At 36.7% G+C, this 20085-nt stretch carries 16 protein-coding genes; 11 read left to right on the top strand and 5 right to left on the bottom strand.

The annotated features are described in order from the left end of the window. Positions 1-465: 465 nt before the first annotated feature. Positions 466-2085, top strand: coding sequence for an inorganic phosphate transporter (locus ACG94X_RS13595; RefSeq protein ID WP_419384243.1), 1620 nt, complete (start codon positions 466-468; stop codon positions 2083-2085). A gap of 205 nt (positions 2086-2290) precedes the next feature. Here ACG94X_RS13595 and ACG94X_RS13590 read toward each other — a convergent pair whose 3' ends face one another. After that, positions 2291-3841, bottom strand: a complete 1551-nt coding sequence (locus ACG94X_RS13590) for a hypothetical protein (RefSeq protein WP_419384242.1) — start codon at positions 3839-3841, stop codon at positions 2291-2293. 595 nt (positions 3842-4436) lie between these two features. Between ACG94X_RS13590 and ACG94X_RS13585 the strand changes: the two genes are divergently transcribed. From ACG94X_RS13585 to ACG94X_RS13575, 3 genes are all read left to right on the top strand, one after another. Continuing rightward, a complete protein-coding gene (locus tag ACG94X_RS13585) occupies positions 4437-5681 on the top strand; it encodes a hypothetical protein (RefSeq protein WP_419384241.1) in 1245 nt (414 codons plus the stop codon). A 280-nt stretch (positions 5682-5961) separates the two neighbouring features. Next, positions 5962-6600, top strand: a complete 639-nt coding sequence (gene nfuA, locus ACG94X_RS13580; protein ID WP_419384240.1) for a Fe-S biogenesis protein NfuA — start codon at positions 5962-5964, stop codon at positions 6598-6600. A 260-nt stretch (positions 6601-6860) separates the two neighbouring features. Further along, positions 6861-8933: a TonB-dependent receptor domain-containing protein gene (locus ACG94X_RS13575; protein ID WP_419384239.1), complete on the top strand. Its 2073-nt coding sequence runs from the start codon at positions 6861-6863 to the stop codon at positions 8931-8933. A gap of 27 nt (positions 8934-8960) precedes the next feature. Here the strand turns inward: ACG94X_RS13575 and ACG94X_RS13570 are convergent, their stop codons facing one another. Then, on the bottom strand, positions 8961-9971 hold the full coding sequence (locus ACG94X_RS13570) for a hypothetical protein (protein WP_419384238.1): 1011 nt from the start codon (positions 9969-9971) through the stop codon (positions 8961-8963). 11 nt (positions 9972-9982) lie between these two features. After that, a complete protein-coding gene (locus tag ACG94X_RS13565) occupies positions 9983-11017 on the bottom strand; it encodes an alpha/beta fold hydrolase (protein WP_419384237.1) in 1035 nt (344 codons plus the stop codon). Positions 11018-11341: 324 nt separating this feature from the next. Here ACG94X_RS13565 and ACG94X_RS13560 point away from each other — a divergent pair, with 324 nt between their 5' ends. Next, a complete protein-coding gene (locus tag ACG94X_RS13560) occupies positions 11342-11956 on the top strand; it encodes a carbonic anhydrase (RefSeq protein WP_419384236.1) in 615 nt (204 codons plus the stop codon). Positions 11957-12087: 131 nt separating this feature from the next. Here the strand turns inward: ACG94X_RS13560 and ACG94X_RS13555 are convergent, their stop codons facing one another. Next, on the bottom strand, positions 12088-13599 hold the full coding sequence (locus ACG94X_RS13555; RefSeq protein ID WP_419384235.1) for a long-chain fatty acid transporter: 1512 nt from the start codon (positions 13597-13599) through the stop codon (positions 12088-12090). Between the two features lie 738 nt (positions 13600-14337). Further along, entirely contained in the window at positions 14338-15156 is an 819-nt protein-coding gene (locus ACG94X_RS13550) for an IclR family transcriptional regulator (RefSeq protein WP_419384234.1), read from the bottom strand. Positions 15157-15419: 263 nt separating this feature from the next. Here ACG94X_RS13550 and nirD point away from each other — a divergent pair, with 263 nt between their 5' ends. From nirD to ACG94X_RS13520, 6 genes are read left to right on the top strand one after another with little or no spacing between them, the layout of a single operon-like run. Continuing rightward, a complete protein-coding gene (nirD, locus tag ACG94X_RS13545) occupies positions 15420-15725 on the top strand; it encodes a nitrite reductase small subunit NirD (RefSeq protein WP_419384233.1) in 306 nt (101 codons plus the stop codon). 26 nt (positions 15726-15751) lie between these two features. Then, complete coding sequence (locus ACG94X_RS13540; RefSeq protein WP_419384232.1) at positions 15752-16051, top strand: recombinase-like helix-turn-helix domain-containing protein; 300 nt, start codon at positions 15752-15754, stop codon at positions 16049-16051. A 20-nt stretch (positions 16052-16071) separates the two neighbouring features. Beyond that, positions 16072-17136, top strand: a complete 1065-nt coding sequence (locus ACG94X_RS13535; RefSeq protein WP_419384231.1) for a Rieske 2Fe-2S domain-containing protein — start codon at positions 16072-16074, stop codon at positions 17134-17136. Further along, entirely contained in the window at positions 17129-17893 is a 765-nt protein-coding gene (locus ACG94X_RS13530) for an SDR family oxidoreductase (RefSeq protein WP_419384230.1), read from the top strand. Before ACG94X_RS13535 ends, ACG94X_RS13530 begins: the two co-directional genes overlap by 8 nt. Positions 17894-17903: 10 nt before the next feature. Continuing rightward, positions 17904-18833 carry a VOC family protein gene (locus ACG94X_RS13525; RefSeq protein WP_419384229.1) on the top strand — a complete coding sequence of 310 codons (930 nt, stop codon included), beginning with the start codon at positions 17904-17906 and terminating at the stop codon, positions 18831-18833. Between the two features lie 26 nt (positions 18834-18859). Next, positions 18860-20068 (top strand): NAD(P)/FAD-dependent oxidoreductase, encoded by a 1209-nt coding sequence (locus ACG94X_RS13520; RefSeq protein WP_419384228.1) that lies wholly within the window; start codon positions 18860-18862, stop codon positions 20066-20068. The last annotated feature ends 17 nt before the right edge of the window (positions 20069-20085 follow it).

Genomic DNA, 20085 nt, shown 5'->3' with positions numbered 1-20085 from the left:
AGATCAATTACTTATAACTAGTAAGGATACAGAAGAATGCTTATAAAATTTATTGATATACGTCACCTTTTATAAGGATTCATTATTGGTATTACATTTGCAAAAGTTTGAGACGTGAGCATTATGGGCAGAAATTTAAAATGATATCGATGAGATGGTTATTTTTTCATTAAATTGTCATGAAAGCAGTGCAATATGATGTTGTTAAAGTGGTCAGTTGTAATATTTGACAGAAATATTACAAATATTATTGGATCAAGAAATGTCTTATTTTTGTCAAAATAGAAAAGCTTTAAAATAACAAGCATATGATTTTAAATGATAAAAATAATATTTGGTTCAAAAGTATTGCAAAATTATGGAGTGAAATAATTAAAAATTCACTTCATAAGGCAGTTATCTGTCATATAATTGTCACAATTAAATTGAACAATAAGGGGATTTTATTATCCTCTTACCGTCTGCATGAATTCGAATTTACCTCCCGTCTCAGATTCTGAACATTCAAACACTGTAAAGTCGACCAATGTTCACGCACCTACACCGAAATTTTTTATGCCGGTGTTTTTGACGATTATCATTGCCACACTAATCTATATTGGTGTGCAATTAAATGCAGATTTATCGCATGTACCACCTTTAAGTTTATATTCTGTTACGCTTTTAGCGACTGCTTTATTCATTGCCTTAGGCTTTGAATTTGTGAATGGTTTCCACGATACAGCCAATGCTGTAGCGACCGTTATTTATACCAATGCCTTGCCTGCGCCTGTCGCAGTGATGTGGGCAGGTTTTTGTAATTTTCTTGGAGTAATGGTTGCGAGTGGTGCAGTTGCATACGGTATCATTGCATTACTTCCTGTTGAATTGATTATGAATGTCGGAAGCGGCGCAGGTTTTGCCATGGTTTTTGCCATGTTAATTGCTGCAATTCTTTGGAATTTAGGAACTTGGTTCTTAGGTATTCCAGCGTCTAGCTCGCATACTTTAATCGGTTCGATTTTAGGTGTAGGCATCATGAACTACATTTTGCACGCTTCAAGTGGTGCAAGTGGTGTAGACATGGATCAAGTGACTAAAGTGGGTAAGGCTTTATTATTCTCCCCATTGATTGGCTTTGCTTTTGCCGCGGTTGTATTTTTATTGGTGAAGAAAATATTTAAGAATCAACTTGAATTATTTCAACCACCTGAAGGTAATAAACCACCACCGCCACTGATTCGTGCCATTCTTATTTTCACCTGTACCGGTGTAAGTTTTGCGCATGGTTCAAATGATGGGCAAAAAGGTATGGGCTTGATCATGTTGATTTTGATAGGTTTAGTTCCACTTGCTTATTCTTTGAATAAAAATTTAGACCATCAACATTTACAGTCTTTTTCTCAGTTATCAAGTCAAACTGCAGCAGCGATTTATACGCAGCATACAGATATTTCAGATGAACAAGCACGTACAACCATTACCAAATATATTCAAACCAAAGAAATCTCGCCTGAAGTTGTTCCAGCTTTGGCAAGTTTGACAGATCATTTGGGTGAACGTGTTGGTCAGTATGGAAATTTGAAAGATATTCCAGAAGCTGAAGTTTCATTATTACGTAATGATATGTACTTAAGCACGACTGCATTCAAACGTTTAGATAAAGCAGAACAACTGCCGAAAATGAATGAATCACAGCAAAAAGTAGTTAAAGAATATCGTAAAAACTTAGATTCGTTCCTACAATATATTCCAACTTGGGTAAAAGTTGCCGTTGCACTGGCGCTTGGTTTAGGAACAATGGTGGGTTGGAAACGTATTGTTGTGACGGTTGGTGAACGTATTGGTAAGCATCACATGACTTATGGTCAGGGGATGTCGGCAGAGCTTGTGGCAATGACCACAATCGCAGCAGCTGATGGTTTTGGTATGCCAGTTTCTACAACGCATGTTTTAAACTCCGCAGTTGCAGGTACTATGGTGGCGAATAAATCTGGATTGAATTTTGCGACTGTACGCACCATTCTTTCGGCTTGGATCTTTACCTTACCCGCAACGATTTGTTTATCGGGTGTATTGTACTGGTTATTATTGAAAGTATTTTAATCTGTGATTTAGCTTAACTTTGAGCTTAGAACTGAAGTTAAAAGAAACGCTGCGATTGCAGCGTTTTTTATGCACTTAACTATTTGAAAGTAAAATTAATCAGCAGTTCAATAAACTGTAAAATATTAAAAAACACTTAGACTTTGAAATCTAAAGCTATTCACAATAAAAAACTTATGATTCGGCAACGAAAAAATAGCTAAGCTTACTTTTTCAATTTTCCAAAGAATTTTTTCATAGGGAGTTTATCTGTTGCAAAGCCATAGATTGCTGCAAAAGGTAGTGCTGTACGTGCAAGATAAGCAACTCGCCATAAACCGCCGTGATTTGCACCTTCCATCATCAATTCTAAAGGATGTTCCATTGTTGTTTCAGGGTTAGAAACAGAATCAGGATTTTTTAAATCATGAATCCATAATGCCGCCATGATGGCATTGGTTGTTTCAGGGCTAAATGCTTCTACATCAAAAAGACTTGCGCCATTAAATGCCGCTTTGAGTAATGGGTTTTTGGTGACTGAATAGGTCGTTGTAGATGGTGCAATATTAATACTGACACGCTGACCTTGATGTCTTGCTAAAGTTGCACGCCATTGTTGGATGCGTTTTGCCAAAGCATAATTTGGGCCTTGTTCAACCACTAAACAGTCTGCAATACCGTAGGATTTACCATTGTCCGATAAAATAAGCTTTTGATTATTATCTTTAAAAAATTGCTTCATGGACAGTGTAGCAATGCTTTTACTTAAAATAATCTCTAGTTTTGAGCGTTGTAAGTTTTTATCTGTAGCACCTTCAATCACTTCTTTTGGTACGGCATAAACATCAGTTGGTGTACACATATACATCAGTGAAGAATCAGGTTTTTGCTCACTGACATGGCTCATAATACTGTCCATTGCCATGGAAACACGGACATGTTTTTCACCGTCCAAATAAGCAATAGATGCTAAATCTAGTTTGTGCGGATTATCACAGAGCCATTGGGTAATTTCTGGAATCTGAGTGAGCAGATTAGTACCTAATTTTGCTTTTAATTCGTCAATCTTGTCTGCATCTATAATGTGTTCAAAATGAGGTGCATAGAGAGTGGCATTACCATTTTGAATCGTTTTGAGTATTTTTTCCCAAACACGTTCATTGGGTAAATCAATAGCAATAATATTGGCTTTCCAACGAGATAACCAAGTCAATGGTCCTGCTTCAGATGCAGCACCAAATAACACCATGGTTCGGTCTGATAAATCAAACCATTCAGGATGCGCATTCACCTCACGTAAAGCCTTTGCATGGCTAGCTTCGATAATTCCCGTATTTTCCCAAAGTTGAATTTGATTGAGTAAGCTTTGACCTTTTAAATTTTGCCCACGATACGGCACAAACCATTCCGGTGCAGTATCGGATTGACCTTTGAAAATATGTGTTTTAATTTTTTCTGTAAGTGGAACAGACATAACATCTTTGAGTGAATATCTTTGATTATCTCTAAAAAAATCAAAGCTATGTTGAGCTTTATGTAAGCCTTGTTTAGCAATGGTAATCGGATTGTTGACTGATTTGATGCCATTTTCGACCAAAGCTTTAAAATAAGTTGGATAATTTTGTCGCCAGTTTTTTTCATCTAAAGCATGTTGCGAAGTGCGATTATCAACAAGTGATAATGCTTCGGCAATGATTTCTTTACCAACATTGGAAGAGCTTGATTTTTGGCTAATTGGGTCGATAGGGAATTGTAAACCTTCATTTGAAATGGACATGCAAAATATCTCGTTTTAATTTGTCTTTAATATACAGATGTATACATTATCCATGCCAAGTTAAAGTTTATGGTGGCATAAGATGCCAAAATTGAGAGAATTATCCATTAAAAAATGAAAGAATATTGATTGTATAAATCGTTAAGTTGTACGAAATTCAGTATAAATTTTTGCTAAAATTTGTCTCATCAAGACAACGATTCTTATATGTATAAAGTACAGAATAGAGATTGGAATATAAAGAGAAAGAATGGATATAGTCTGAATTTATGGGTGTTTGAAATGATGATAGTCCGCCAGATCTACTTTAAGCCACTTAGTCTTTTCCTTAGTTGTGCTCAAAAAAATGCTTTTATGCATAAATTTATAAAAATAATGAATTCTAATGTTAAAAATAGATAAATTAATAGTTAAGTAATATCAGATAGATAGTTTGTTAGATTATGTAAAAGCATTGATTATAAAAAAGCTATCCCTCATTTGAGGAATAGCTTTAATTTTGAAAAATAATAAATTACACAACAACGAGATAGAAAGTTTAAAAAATATAATTTTTTAATGTTCGAGATGAGCAGTTGTGAATAGGAGAATGACAATGAAGCAAAAAGTATGGGGTTGGATGCTTGCAGGCTTATGTATTACAGGACTAGGTTCTGCACACGCTAAAGAAATTTTTACTTCTGAAATTCAGGTGGGAGATCAAGCTGCGAAAATATTAACTTATAACAATATTTCGAATGTGGCAGATCAGTACGATACAGCGCAGATGTTGAAAATGTTCCCGAATTACAGTGATACAACTCAGGTTGCTGCAAAACTAGATTTAAGAGGCGTTGATGTAAAACTAGATTTTGCTGAAAATTCAGGCAAGTTGAACTTCACTATTCCATCACTTGGAATCGTTCGCAGTTATGGTGAAGTTAATGGCTCAAGAGAAGATGCTAAAGATGCATTTTTGGATGCTTTAAAAGGCGAGGATAAAAACTTACTCAAGGCTTTAACTAAGGAATGGGTAAAACACTCACCTATTGACCCCGTTGCAGGTAATCCAACCAGTTTATTATCCACAATGGTTGTATCATCTACAGACAGTTTTTCAGATATGACCAGTAATCAAACCTTAGGTATTAAAAGCACTTCAGGCAGCATTGGAATTATGCCGCGTTTTGGTCGCTATACTCAGGCTGGTTATGGGGTAGATGTTTATAACTTACCATTGAATTATGCGCATTGGTTTGATTCGAAAGATATGGGTATTGCGGTTGATATGCCATTGACGCTCGTAGATACCGAAGGTTCACTAACAGGCAGTGTTAATCTGGGGATTGGTCTGAATTTTAAAGTGACTTCGAATCATGCTTTTAGTTGGTATTTGATGCCACAGATTCGCGGTGGAGTTACTGCTTCTGAAGATTTCGGAACAGCTGCACTGATTTATGGGGGAGGGCTTGGGAGTAATTTACAGTTTCCACTGAATGAGCGTAGCAGTGTCGGAATCATTAATATGGTGTCATATTATAAGACCGATCCGATTAAAATTAAAGATTTTAACAGCGGTTATGATTTACAGAATACTGTCTATAGAAATGGTGCGGAATATAGCCATGTGCTAAGTCGTAGTGTGAACAATAGTCCTTTGGTTGCAAAATTCCAGTTTGCAAGAACTGACTATCATGGTGATGAATTATTCTCCGAAGTTTCACATGATATTTCGGCATCGCTAGGGTTTAAAAATCAGAAAAAGAAAGCATGGGTAGATGAATATCGTGCGGGTGTTACTTATACCCATGCAGATAAAGGGTTAAAAGGCTTTCTGCTTAATCTAGGCTATGTTTTTTAAAAATGAGAGATTGAAAAAAGAACAATAATAAACTTCAGTTCAGATATTCAGATCCCGTTGCATGGATGAAGCACTGTCCATTTGAATATCTGCTGAAATATCTGTTATAGCAACAGATAATTTAAGGTTTTTCCCTCCGCCACTCTGAACAGGGTGGTTTTTTATCAATAATTTTCTCTGCAAAATAAATATCTAAATTAATTCCGACAATTTTAGTTGATTTTTTTTAATTTGACCTCATCTTCAGTTAAAATACCGACTTCAGCTTGAGGATAGAGTTATGTCGACTGAGAACACCAATACTGCAGTTGCAGAAGAAATTCCAAATTTATTAATTACTCCGAATGCACAAGAGTATTTAAAAGATCTTTTGGAGAAGCAAAACACTCCGGGAATTGGCGTTCGTGTATTTGTTGAAAATGCGGGTACTCCTCGTGCTGAATGCTGTATGGCATATAGTGCACCTGAAGAAATTGCGCCCACAGATTACAAACAAGACTATGCTGAATTCCCTGCATTTATCGATGCGCCGTCTATTCCTTATCTAGTAGATGCGGTCATTGATTACAACAAAGACCGTTTTGGCGGTCAGTTGACGTTCCGTGCACCAAACTCAAAAGTTCCACGTGTAGGTCCTGGCGCTTCAATCGAAGAACGTATTACTTATGTGCTCCAATCAGAAATTAACCCAGGACTTGAAGGTCATGGCGGAAATTGTGCATTGGTAGAAGTTGTTGAAGATGAAGAACACGGTTTAACAGCTGTACTCAAATTTGGTGGTGGTTGCCAAGGTTGTTCAGCAATTGATGTAACTTTGAAACAAGGTGTTGAAAAGACATTACGTGAGCATGTTCCTGAACTTGCTCGTGTTGTTGACCAAACGGATCACAGCCAAGCAGAAGGCGCTTATTTTAAATAATGAGCTTCAATATTTGAAAAGTGTTGTAGAAAACCTCCGAATTTCGGAGGTTTTTTTATATTTAGATATCGGCTAATTAAAAAATATATCTAATCTTAAAAAATCCTTAAGAATTAAAAATAATCGAGCATTAATTAAACAAATAAATACTAATAATGAGAATTATTACCATTATTTATTGTATTAGTATATCTGTTTGTTAAACTGCGTATCGAAATCTCCCGTATTTGTTCATAAATCAGCCTCTTTGGAATACTTTTATGTCAAGCCGCATTATCCAATCTGTCTTATCTCTCTCGATTGTTTGTATTATGATAAATGCTGCACATGCAGTAGATTCACAAAAAAAATCAAGTGAAATAGAATCTAAAACGAATGATTTAGCCAAATTACAAACTATTGTTGTGACTGCGGCAGGTTATGAACAAGATGTAGTAAATGCACCTGCATCGATGACTGTGATCAGTCGAGAAGAGTTAGAAAAGCGTCAGTATAATGATATTACGGATGTGTTAAGAAATACGCCAGGGGTTGTAATCTCAGGGGCTGGTTCGGCACAGACGGTGAGCATTCGTGGAATGGGCTCAAGTTATACGTTGTTTTTGGTGAATGGGAAGCGTCAGTTCTCTAAAGATGTGAATCCAAATGGCGATGATAGCGGGTTTGAAAAAAATATTTTACCGCCAATGGCTGCGATTGAGCGTATAGAAGTGATTCGTGGTCCTGCATCGACTTTATATGGTACTGATGCCATGGGTGGTGTAATCAATATTATTACTAAAAAAGTAAGTGATGAATGGTCGGGTACGGTCGAGTTAGGCACAGTTATCCAAGATCAAGGCAATTCTGGCGACATTAAAAATGGCTCTGCTTATTTGGCAGGTCCTTTAATTTCCAATAAATTGGGTATGCAACTTGGCGTAAATAAGTCTAAACGTGAAGAAGACAGTTATGTCGGTGGTTTTAGAGGGACAGATGTAGAAAGCCTCAATTCAAGATTGACCTATTTAATTAATGATGATCATGACCTTGAATTTGAAGCAAACTTCATGAAACAAGAGTCTGAATCGACTGCGGGAAAAACGATTTTAAGTACAGGTGCAGATTCATATGGGCGTAATTATCGTCAAGTTTATGGCTTAACACACAACGGTCATTACAGTGATACTTTAAGTAGTAACTCATATATCCAATATGAAAATTCAAAAAATCCAGATCGTATCAATAGTTCAACGGGTCTAAGTGGAATTGAACTTGAAACTTGGTTGGCGAATAGTCAGTGGAATTGGCAGCTAAACAACCACAATCTTATTGGTGGGGTTTATTTTAAAAATGAATCTTTAGTTGATAAAGCAACAAATCAAAATGCAAAAATGCCTGTTACGGAGTTAGAGCGTTGGGGTGCTGCAATTTTTGCAGAAGATACTTGGTCTATTACAGATACATTTAATTTAACCACGGGCTTACGTTACGATCATGATGAAAATTATGATGGTAATTTCTCTCCACGATTATATGGTGTGTATAACCCAACCGATGCATGGACATTCAAAGGTGGTATTTCTACAGGTTATAAGCAACCCGATTTAAAGCAATCATCAAGTAATGTGCATTCTGTAACTGGTAAAGGCAGTGCCTTTATCATGGGGAATGATGGATTAAAGCCTGAAAAATCATTAAGCTATGAGTTTGGTACAGCATGGCAGGGTGATAAATCTAAAGCTTCAGTTACTGCTTTTTTTACAGAATTCAAAGACAAAATTACCGAAATTCGTGAATGCTCATCACCGAATGGTAGTAATAGTAATTCAGCAACATGGGCATGTGAAGACCCATTTGGACGTATAGATCCGAAAACAGGTGATATTCGATTATGGAATTTTATTAGTTCACGAATTAATGTGGACGAAGCAACAATGCACGGTGTAGAAGCTACTTTTGATACAGAGCTTGCTGATGGTGTTAACTTAAGTACGAATTATACATATACGGAAACTGAGCAAAAATCGGGTAGTTTAAAAGGACAACCTTTAAATGAAATACCTAAGCATATGTTTAATGCAACTGTAGATTACAGTATTAATGATGCAATGGATGTTTGGACGCGTTTACATCATCGAAGTCAATCATCTGCTTATTTAGGTCGTGCCTCGATGTCTGAACCAACACCTGCGTATCAATTCTTAGATGTTGGATTTAACTACAAATTTACTCAAAACTTAAAAGGTAAATTTGGCGTATATAATATTTTAGATGAAAAAGCTGAAGATGCGGACGGTGATCAAGTTCTCGACGGGCGTCGTTACGGTATTAGTTTCATCGCAAATTTTTAATTAATGATCAATTAAAAAAAAGGCGCTTTAAGCGCCTTTTTCTACATTTAAAATTTTCAAAGTTGTATCTGAATAATAGAATTTTTCTAAATAAATACGCGCACGTGATTTTAAATGTTCCGAAGAAATCATGTTTTGGAGTACAGGCTCAAGCAATACTTGTAATTGATTTTGAACCAAACTTTCATCAATATTAATATCTCTAAGTATCAAGTCAAAAGGGCGTTGTTCATTACGAACGTACCATGCAAAAACACCATCATGAACTTGTTGCTTTAGATAATCTGTTTGGCGAATATGCTCCCAAATTTCATGACCCATTTCCACAGTTTTTGGTAGATCGGTGACTTCAACATATTGGCGTAAAGTACCGACAGGCACTTTTTTAATTTTATGCCAAAGATTGGCTTGGAAATGATAGAGCTTATTATCATCAAATTGTTGGTTGATGACTTGCTCACTCAATTGACTAATTTTAATAATATTTTTTTTAAGATAATGTTTAACAGTATCATCTAAGTTGGTATCTGTAACTGACTCTAAAACGGATTTTCCCATTTTCATAAAGCGACCCACACCAGGCACTTTTTTATTCATCACAGAATTATCAATATAGTCTTGAATCGAATGATGAATAAGTTGAGTTAGCATGGTAGAAAAAGCAGCATTATTCACAACACGTTTAATCAATGCTTGGCGATGCCCCGATTTACTTGTAATATATTGTGCAATTTTATCAATAGTTGTTACTGGAATAATGTCTTCAATCAAGGTGTTATCGTTACTTGGATGAATCAATGCAAAACGAATATGTTCTGAAATTTGTTCAATCAACGAGCTACTTGATGGTGTTGCTAAAATTTGTTTTTGGATCAAATGATTAATTTGCTCAAACGTCCAAATATCTTTCAAGTTTTGTTTTCTAAACCAATGATAAAATTCGGTAAATTCTATTTTAATCGTTTCAGCTTGAGAAAATTCTTGATCTAAAAAAGCCAATTGAGCATCTATAAGCTGTTCGATGAGATTATTTTTCATATTATCAGGCTCTATTTATACATTTTCTGATCGGCTAGGGGATTTAGCATGGGTTGAACCTTATTTAAAAAAGCTAAATAATTTTCTGCAACACGCTCAGGTGCTTCTAATAATGGCATATGCCCGACACGATTAAGAATGACGGGTTCTGTCGGTCTTTTGAGTGTCGACTTTAATTCATTTGCCACTTCAACATTAATAATTTGATCTTGCTGCCCCCACATAATCATCGTAGGTGCTTCAATATTTTTGAGCATTGTGGTGAATGTCATTGGTGTATAAAGTCGATTTAAGGCATCAATTTGATTGATAATTTTTGCTGTCTCTGCCGATCTTGCAATAAATATCTTTTCTTGTTCTTCTTTAATAATACTTGCTGTAAAAGGTTGATTAAACATGACTTTGTTTAGGACAAAGTTTAAATCACCTTTTTGAGTAATCAACAATTGTTTTAAATAAATTGGGTTTTTTAAATAGTTGGTATTATTATTTTTAAAAATTCCACCTGTGCTCATTAATAATAAACTTTTAGTATCAAAGGGATATTGTGATGCATAAAACATCGCAATTGTTCCTCCTAACGAATGTCCTGCAATATTCAGATTATCTTGAATATGTGCTGCTTCAATAAAACGTCGAAGTTGTTCAGTTACATTGGGAACGGAGAGATCAAAATTTGCAGGGACTTGAGTGTTACCGGCTAGAGGTAAATCAGGAATAATGACATGATAATAAGGCGTTAATGATTTCGCTACATTGTTCCAAGTATCGCGACTACTGGCTAAGCCATGAATCAACAAAACGGTAGGTTTTGTTTTATCGCCGCCTTCACTATATGCCCAAACTACATCTCCCACACGTAATGTCTTAGTGGTTAAGCCTGCCCAAGCACGTTCTTCTTGTACAATCTTTAAATAATCGACATATTCAGGAGTATTACTTGCTGCATAAGCGTGACTAACGAAAGAAAGCATCCCAATTGAAGATATGCTTAATAATATACTACTGAAAAATTGTAGAAATTTTCTATTGGACAGTTCAGACATTCAAGGTTTCCTCGCTAATGGCTTGCCATTATATAAAGCAAAATGATTATCGATGATCATTAATTTTTCAGCATTCGCCAAAATGGTCATATTTGTATATTTTTTACCAAGGCTTAAAAATAAAGTAAGAGGATGAATCGTATTTTATGTGGTTATTTTTATAAATCATCAATAATATGTGACTTTAATCACTAAATTTTGTTAATTTCCTAAAGGTAATGACAATTAACAAATATTGTAACAGAGTTTATTTTTAGTCAGTGACTTTCAAATTATACAGCATTAAAATCAACAACAATCTCCACACAATGGAATGGCATACAAATGCTAACTGCTCAAGAAGCTTTAGAACGATTGCAACAAGGTAATGAACGCTTTGCGCATGGTGAAACAAATCTGACTAAGTTCTTAACGCATCAACAGCGATTAGAGATGGTAGGTAGTCAGGAGCCATTTGCGATTATTTTAGGATGTTCAGACTCGCGTGTTCCAGCAGAGATGGTATTTGACCAAGGTTTTGGAGATTTATTTGTGATTCGTGTGGCGGGAAATATTGTCGCTCCGTCTCAAGTCGGTAGTGTTGAATTCGCTGCAGAAAGTTTTTCTTGTCCTTTAGTTGTTGTACTCGGGCATAACCATTGTGGTGCGATTCATTCGACGATTGAAGCACTTAAAAACCCTCAAACACCACCTTCAGTCAATTTAATGTCAATTGTAAATCGTGTTCGTCCGTCTGTAGAGATTTTGATGCAAACCGAACTGAAAGATGATTTAGAAAAATTATCGATGCATGCAGTGAAGTCGAATGTATTTGCTTCGGTTAATCAATTACGTCATGGTTCGGCAGTTTTAGAGAGCTTAATTGCCAAAGGTAAACTTGAAGTCGTCGGTGCTGAATATTCATTAGAAACCGGTGAAGTATCTTTTTACGATTTCTAAGTGCTAACACTTCAAAGCTAAAATTTTAAGGTTAAATCCATAAAATTTTTAGCATCAAATGTATGCTTATTTAAAATCTTAATACAATAAAAAATCCCACTTAAAGTGGGATTTTTTTCGATTTTAAATTCTTAGAATTTATAACCAATTTTTAAACCGTAAGCGATTGCATTGTTATCAGAAAATTCTGCAACATATTCGTTAGTGCCTGCTTGTGCGCCTGTTTGAGCTTTAGCATCGCCTAACCAGAAGTATTTTACACCGCCAGCAATAAATGTTGATGGAGTAGGGCTATATTGAACACCTAAACCAAGATTCCAATAACCGTCTGTGGGACCTAAAGTTGAAACTGGGTTACCTGCACCAGAGTCCCAACCCACTGATACATTACCAGCCCATTGATCATTCACTTTACGACCAACACCTACATTTGCAGAAATTTGATCTTTTGAATATTCAACGAGGTTAAAACCATTCGGTTGACCAACTAAGTTACCTACAGCTTCCGATATTTTACCAAATTTATAAGGTTGAATTGAAAAGTCTTTCCAGTTCACCCAACGGACATTAGCAAAAGCAACAGTATTTGCCATGATACCCGTCTGTAAATCAAGATTCACAGATTGTGGTGTTGTAATTTTGGTTTTTCCATCGGTATCTAATGCCGCAATTTTATCAGCACTTACACCTAGACCAGCCAAAACTGTCGTAAAACCTGGATAATCAGTAATGGACATTTCTTCGTTTACATCAGTTTTATGAGTAACTTCAGAACGATATGTAATAGAAGCTTTTAATGCGATATCTGGAATTTGATATGCAGCACCTGCTAACCAACCTACACCACTTGTTTCTTTAATATTTGCATCATAACCATTGAACAGACTATAGCCTTGACCACGTAAACTTACTTTTCCTTTAACAGTTTGATAAACACCACCTGCATAAAGGTTGATACTTGGGACAGGCTGGAAGCCAAAAATCATAGAAAGGTTTTGGGTATCGACTTCAACACTCGTACTCCCTTGACCTAAATATCCTTTCGCAGCATTCAAAGCATTTTGAGTTGCTTGTAATTTACCTAGTCCACCAGCGACAATAGCATTACCACCTTTTGCAACTTGCTGTAATGCACCTAAAACTTCAGTTTGAGTTGGTTTGTTTGGATCACCACCAGTTTGTGTAGTAACAGCAATAAGAGCTGGACCAAATGCAGCGCCAGATGCTTTAACTAATTGATTAATACTATCGGTTGCAATTTTTGTTAAAGCTGCTTGACCTAGAATAGTGTCACTTCCTGGCTTAGATACAAAAGCATTATCACCAGAATAGGCTGCATCAGCACCGAAAGGTTGATCGTAAATTAAACCAAAAGAAAACTTGTCTGTTGGTTGAAGTTTGATTGCAGCCGATGGGAAATAATAATCATCGCCCATGTCAGAAATATGTCGACGTGTATCACTTGTACCAGCTTCTTTACCTTCAACAGTCGGGTCTAAAACTGAAAGTCCTGCTTCAAAATAGTTCCCTGGCTGTAAGAAAGCTGAAATAGATTGACCAGAACGGTCTAATGCTGCAGCAAAAACACTTGTAACTGGTAAAGTTGCTGCAATAATTGCGATCGATAAATTTTTTAATTTCATTTTAATTTTTCCCTAATATAATAAAATGAATCTTTTTAAGCGCTTAGTGAGTAATCTAGAAGCGATTTAAACGACTGAAAATAACTCAAAGTTACTTCTTTTTACAAAATAACATATAAAAAATAAGAGTAAATACTCTAGTGGGCAAATTTACGAAAAAAAATGAACTATCCAGTATTTTTAAATGTGACTAATTCGATTTAAATGTTGATACCTGAGATTTAGGTTGGTTTATATGGTCATGCTTATTGAAGCATGACCATGAATGATGCTTTAAGTAATTAATGGAATACATAAAAGCTAATCTATCTCAGAGTAGTAAAGGGATATTTGATAATAGTAAGCGTAGAGGGATTAAAAATCGCCCAAGTTAAAGTTTTTTTACTTATACATTATTAGCTAAAACGGTATTTCGGTATTCTAAAGAATATAGTTTGAGATGACTCGATTCCTATAGGTAAAATTTATATGTTCTAATGAGGCGTACAATTCAAATTCGCATAATGGGATTTATGTTAAATAAAAAATCAACAGACAAAACTAAAAATGAATTCTGCTAAAAATTTTTTGAAATCTTATAAAAAGACATTTGTCCCTTTTTTTCAGTACTTTTATTTTAAAACGGTATTTATACAGTGGATCGTGTCGGGTGATCCGCTTTAGAAATCAATCAATGGATTAAATTAAAATTGACAACCCGTTGATGATAGGGAGCTACGGCTCCCTAATTTTTGTGCCTTAAATATAAATAAACTTAGAAATTTTTTTGGCATATTCCACGACGTCTTTGGCAATACGACCTCTAAATTCTTCTTCAGAATATGTACTTAAAGGACAACTTACAGACAATACAGCCGTCATTTCTTGGGTAGCTTTACTGTAAATTGGGGTAGCACAGGCAGCCATATCAGTATTGAAATGCCCCCAACTGACCATGAATGGCTGTTCGCGGACTTCTTTTAGTCGAATTAACAACGAGTCAATATTATGCGGCGTACGTTCAGAATACACTTTCCAATCTGTAAAATTTTCATAGCGTTTGATAACTTCAGATTCAGATAATCGGGATAAAATTAATTGACCAATCACAGTTGCATGTGCATGCCATCGCGTTCCAATATGCACATTACTTGTAAATGGCCCGATAGATTGTGCATTGCTAATAAAGACGATATTGGTGTCTTCTAAAATAGATAGATGCACGGCAATTTTAATTTTATCACGTAGTTCACGCATGATGGGTGAAGCCAAATCTATTAAAGACGACTTAGATAGACTATTAAAACCAAGTTCCATGACATTACTGCTTAAAGCATAAGTTTTTTGCGACATTTTTCTTAAATAGCCACAATATTCTAAAGTGTGTATTAGACGAAAAGCACTAGAACGATTTACATCTAATTTTTCTGCAATTTCAGAAATCGTCATTTCTTGATGATTTTGATCAAATAATTTTAATACCGCTAAGCCACGTACTAAGCCTGGCACTAAGTAACGTTCGTCATTATTAGATTCAGTTTCTTGCTCTATAAGTGCATCTGTATTTATTGAATTCATTGCCAAGCCGACCTGTATTTATGTTGAAAACTCCTTAAAAAAAGGAATATCTAAATTATATTTTAACTGTCAATTTTCAATATCACAATGTTTGTATATAAAACTTTTCTTTACATATAAAACCTTTAAAATGTTTATTTTCTGTAACATATTGATAATTATAACTATATATTAATTGACTTTTAAATTGGTGAAAGCTTATGCTATTCATAATGTTTTGAATATTAAATTATGTTTTACATATAAAACACGGAAGATAGGGCATGAATTGGATATCTGTTTGCAAAGTGGATGAAATCGCAGAGGAAGAGCCAAAAGCGATTGAAATCGAAGACAAAAAGATTGGTGTCTTTGTCATTGAAGAAAATTATTTCGCTGTTGAAAACGTTTGCCCCCACGCATATGCATTATTAACAGAAGGATTTATTGAAGGACTCACAGTTGAATGCCCATTACATGAAGCGATTTTCAATTTAGAAACGGGTGCTTTGGAAAGTGGCCCTGGGTGCAGAGATTTATGTACATATCCTGTCAGAGTTGAGAACGGAGAAGTTCAAATTCAACTCTAAAATAGTGAAGAAAAGGAAATATTCGAATGAAAGAATTTAACGAAAAGCTTGCGAGATGGATTAATGCGACACCTTCAAAAGATGCGGGCATTAATAATATTCAAATCCCTGGTGATATCGAACATTTGGTTTGGCAAAACCGTAGTAAAGCACCTAGCCAGTATGAATTAGATTTTGTGCAACATTTAATTCAAGCATTTAGTAAGGATGTGACAGCGCTGGATGCTGTGACTGATGCTTTAAACCTACAAGGATTTAGAAACATCGCTGGCGATTTATGGACTGTCGAAAGCTTCTCTAAAGAGATGCAACGCTTAGGGTATTAATAGGATATAAGGACATCATCATGACAACAGGAATTGATATTGAACAATACTTGGATTTGGGTTTGCGAGATCAATGGTATCCAGTATTGGCAAGTTGGGAAGTAGGTTCAAACCCAGTCGGTATTACCCGCTTAGGTGAAAATATTGTGGTTTGGCGTGATGACCAAGGCAATGTTCATGCTTTGGAAGATCGCTGCCCACATCGTGGAGCACGTTTGTCGTTAGGTTGGAATTTAGGCGATCGTGTAGCGTGTTGGTACCACGGTGTAGAAGTTCGACATGATGGTGTTGTTGAAGATGTACCAGCCGTTCATGACTGTCCATTAAGTGGCAGTGACTGTGTGAAGTCTTACCAGATCAAGGAAATGCATGATGCAATTTTCATTTGGTTTGGTATAGATACAGCTGAAGCACCAGTAGAATTACTATTACCAGATCAGCTTGTAAGTGAAGAATGGAGTTCATTCTTATGCATGGCGGACTGGAAAGTGAATCATCAATATGCCATTGATAATGTGATGGATCCAATGCATGGAAGCTATTTGCATGCAACATCACACTCTATGGCGGATGGTGAAAGAACAGCTGAAATGAAGCATCGTCCGACCAAAGATGGCTTTGTATTTGAAAAAGAAGGTCAAACAGGTGTGAACTTTGACTGGGTTGAATATGGTCAAACTGGTGCGGCTTGGCTACGTCTTTCTATTCCATACCGCAAGTCTTTTGGGCCGGGTGGTGAATTTTGGATTGTTGGTTTTGCAACCCCAATTGATGCCAACAATACACGTGTGTTCTTCTGGCGTTGCCGTAAAGTTTCGGGCTGGCAACGTAATGTATGGCGCTTCATGTACCGTAATCATCTTGAAAAATTGCATTGGGATGTTTTGGAACAAGATCGCATAATTCTTGAAAATATGGCACCCAATGCACGTCAACACGAATTTTTATATCAACACGATGTTGGATTATCTCGCTTGCGCCGTTTAATGAAAAAAGAAGCTGAGAAGCAAATTAAAAAAATTGCAGCACTTCAGCTTGATCAAAATAAAAATCGTATTGAAATGAAGGAAGCTGCCAATGGCTAGCCTGCAGATTTTATCGGGCAAACGCATTCTTGTGACGGGTGCGGCACGTGGCTTAGGTCGTGATTTCGCTCAAGCTGCTGCGGAAGCAGGCGCTAGAGTCGTTATGGCGGATGTCTTGGCAGATTTGGTGCAAGGAGAGGCTGAGAAATTAGCGAGTATAGGCTTGAATACTTCTGCTGTTAGTATTGATTTAAGTCAGAAAAAATCTATTCAGCAAGCAGTACAAACAGCAGTGAGTATACTCGGCGGATTGGATGGCTTAATCAACTGCGCTGCGCTAGCAACAGGCGTTGGTGGTGTAGACATGATGGAATACGACGAAACGCTTTGGGATCGTGTCATGACGGTCAATGTGAAAGGTACGTGGCTTGTTTCACAAGCCTGTGTTCCGCATTTGAAGGCTTCAGGTCAGGGCAAAATTATTAATATTTCCTCCGACACCGCATTATGGGGCGCACCGAAATTGATGGCTTATGTGGCCAGTAAGGGTGCAATTCTATCTATGACACGTTCAATGGCCAGTGAGTTAGGCGCAGACAATATTTGCGTTAACACTGTTAGTCCAGGCCTAACTTTGGTTGAAGCGACAGAATATGTACCGCAGTCGCGTCATGATTTGTATGTCAATGGAAGAGCAATACAACGTCAGCAACTACCACAGGATGTGAACGGCACAGCGATTTATCTGCTTTCAGATATGTCTTCTTTTGTGACAGGGCAGAATATTCCTGTGAATGGCGGTTTTGTATTTAATTAAGGAACACAGCATGATTACAGGAATTGAAGTCCTTAAATTTGGTGTCGAAGACCGCCAAGAGGCAAATACATTTTTAGCTGATTTTGGCTTGAAATCGGTTAATTCAGATATTGAGGGTGCCGATTTATACCAAACCCAAAATGGCAGCAAAGTTTACTTATTTGATATTGTAGATACACGTTTGCCAGAAGCTATTGAGGCAGGTTCAACATTGCGTGAAGTGACATGGGGTGTTGAAAATGAGCAGGATTTTGAAAAATTAAAAACAAACTTAGCCAATGAACCTTGTTTTGAAAGTTCGGCTTTGCATGTGAAATGCTGTGATCCAAATGGTATGACCATTGTGTTTAAAAAAAGCATTACTCATGAATTACCAGTCGTTAAAACTGAAGGTATTAACCAGTTTGGCAATGTTCAACGTATCAATGCTGCCAGTCCAGTATATGAAAAAGCAGAACCTGTAGATATTGGTCATGTGGTTTTTTTCACACCAGATTTGCCAAAGACACAAGCATTTTATATTGAAAAAGTCGGCTTCCATTTATCGGATGCTTACCGTCAGCGTGGTGCATTTTTACGTTGCCGTGGTGAAGGATTCCATCATGATTTATTTCTACTGTCTATTCCAAATAAACCTGCTGGTTTAAACCATGTCGCTTTTGTGGTGCGTGATATTCATGAAGTGATTGGTGGTGGTTTAAGCATGAACCGTCAGGACTGGTCGACCTTTATTGGCCCTGGTCGTCATCCAATTTCATCAGCATATTTCTGGTATGTCAATTCCCCATTGGGCGGTGCTTTCGAGTACTACACCAATGACGATTATTTGACTGAGGAATGGCAGCCACGTGAAGAAGAACACAGCTTGGAATTGTTTACTGAGTGGGCGATTGAAGGCGGTTTAGACCATAAAACCCGTCGTCAGGTTAAGCCCGCTTAACAGAGAGTGATGATAAGGAGATCGGCATGAACAAGATTGTGATTGTAGGCGCAGGTCAAGCAGCAGGATGGGCAGTTCATACTTTACGTGGTCAAGGTTTTAGCGGCGAAATTCATGTGGTATCGAATGAAGATCAAGTCTTTTATGAACGCCCACCGTTGTCTAAACAAGTGCTCTCGCAAGAAGCAGAAATTGAAAGCTTAAATCTATTTTCAGCAGATCAGGTAAATGATTTTTCTGTGACTTGGCATAAGCCAGACCATGCGGTAAAACTGGATAAAGCCGATAAAACGGTACATTTAGAAAGTGGCAAGGTTTTGGCTTATGACAAGCTGTTGATTGCGACTGGTAGCCGTGCACGTATTCCTGTTTCGGCTTGGTCAAGCATGCACAATGTATACACTATGCGTGATATTAAAGACTGCCAAAAATTGGCGGAAAAATTAAAATCATCAGAACACATTGCAGTCATTGGCGGTGGTTGGATTGGTCTTGAAATTGCTGCGACAGCACGTAAACAAGGCAAGAATGTTGAAATTTTTGAATACGGTTCACGTTTATGCGCACGAAGTGTAAGCCCTGAAGTTTCGGTATTTTTAAAGCAATTACATGAGGATGCAGGTACGGCGATTCATTTAAATGCAACGAAATTACATTTGATTGAAACTACAACTCAAAAAGTTGAAGTATTTGATGCAGACATCAAACTTAAACAGTTTGATTGTGTAGTTGTGGGTGCTGGGGCAGAAATTGCCAAAGAGTTAGCATCACAAGCAGCCCTTGAAGTTAAAGATGGCATTGTGGTCAATGAATTTGGTCAAACCTCGGATGCTCATATTTATGCGGCAGGTGATGTCGCAATTCACCCGAGTTTGGGTTATTGCATTCAGTCTTGGGCCAATGCGCAAAATCAAGCAATTGCTACAGCAAAATCAATGTTGGGTGAAATGACGGCATATCAAGATATTCCTTGGTTATGGTCAGATCAGTACCAATGCAATATTCAAATTCTAGGTACGTATCAGCCTGAAAAAACACATCAAGTGATCATTCGTAAAACATTGAATACGCAAATTACGTTTTTCTATTTAGATGAACAACATCATCTACTAAATGTGATTGCCGTTAATGATTCTAAATTAGTGAAATTAGCAAAACGTTGGATGGCCAGTCATCGTGAGTTGGATCCAACACAGCTGCAAGATCCAGAATATAATTTAATGAAATTAAAATAGTCGTTCAGACTCAAAAA

The organism is Acinetobacter psychrotolerans (assembly GCF_048552595.1).
Lineage (GTDB): Bacteria > Pseudomonadota > Gammaproteobacteria > Pseudomonadales > Moraxellaceae > Acinetobacter.
Note: the sequence above shows the minus strand (reverse complement) of the source record. Positions and strands in the feature narration are given on the sequence as shown.

Excerpts from the sequence above, each read along its gene's own strand:
- ACG94X_RS13550 (WP_419384234.1), bottom strand. The coding sequence starts at position 15,156 with ATGAATTCAATAAATACAGATGCACTTATAGAGCAAGAAACTGAATCT.
- ACG94X_RS13530 (WP_419384230.1), top strand. The coding sequence starts at position 17,129 with ATGGCTAGCCTGCAGATTTTATCGGGCAAACGCATTCTTGTGACGGGT.
- ACG94X_RS13575 (WP_419384239.1), top strand. The coding sequence starts at position 6,861 with ATGTCAAGCCGCATTATCCAATCTGTCTTATCTCTCTCGATTGTTTGT.
- ACG94X_RS13540 (WP_419384232.1), top strand. The coding sequence starts at position 15,752 with ATGAAAGAATTTAACGAAAAGCTTGCGAGATGGATTAATGCGACACCT.
- ACG94X_RS13595 (WP_419384243.1), top strand. The coding sequence starts at position 466 with ATGAATTCGAATTTACCTCCCGTCTCAGATTCTGAACATTCAAACACT.
- ACG94X_RS13555 (WP_419384235.1), bottom strand. The coding sequence starts at position 13,599 with ATGAAATTAAAAAATTTATCGATCGCAATTATTGCAGCAACTTTACCA.
- ACG94X_RS13565 (WP_419384237.1), bottom strand. The coding sequence starts at position 11,017 with ATGTCTGAACTGTCCAATAGAAAATTTCTACAATTTTTCAGTAGTATA.
- ACG94X_RS13560 (WP_419384236.1), top strand. The coding sequence starts at position 11,342 with ATGCTAACTGCTCAAGAAGCTTTAGAACGATTGCAACAAGGTAATGAA.
- ACG94X_RS13570 (WP_419384238.1), bottom strand. The coding sequence starts at position 9,971 with ATGAAAAATAATCTCATCGAACAGCTTATAGATGCTCAATTGGCTTTT.
- ACG94X_RS13535 (WP_419384231.1), top strand. The coding sequence starts at position 16,072 with ATGACAACAGGAATTGATATTGAACAATACTTGGATTTGGGTTTGCGA.
- nirD (WP_419384233.1), top strand. The coding sequence starts at position 15,420 with ATGAATTGGATATCTGTTTGCAAAGTGGATGAAATCGCAGAGGAAGAG.
- ACG94X_RS13585 (WP_419384241.1), top strand. The coding sequence starts at position 4,437 with ATGAAGCAAAAAGTATGGGGTTGGATGCTTGCAGGCTTATGTATTACA.
- ACG94X_RS13520 (WP_419384228.1), top strand. The coding sequence starts at position 18,860 with ATGAACAAGATTGTGATTGTAGGCGCAGGTCAAGCAGCAGGATGGGCA.
- ACG94X_RS13525 (WP_419384229.1), top strand. The coding sequence starts at position 17,904 with ATGATTACAGGAATTGAAGTCCTTAAATTTGGTGTCGAAGACCGCCAA.
- nfuA (WP_419384240.1), top strand. The coding sequence starts at position 5,962 with ATGTCGACTGAGAACACCAATACTGCAGTTGCAGAAGAAATTCCAAAT.
- ACG94X_RS13590 (WP_419384242.1), bottom strand. The coding sequence starts at position 3,841 with ATGTCCATTTCAAATGAAGGTTTACAATTCCCTATCGACCCAATTAGC.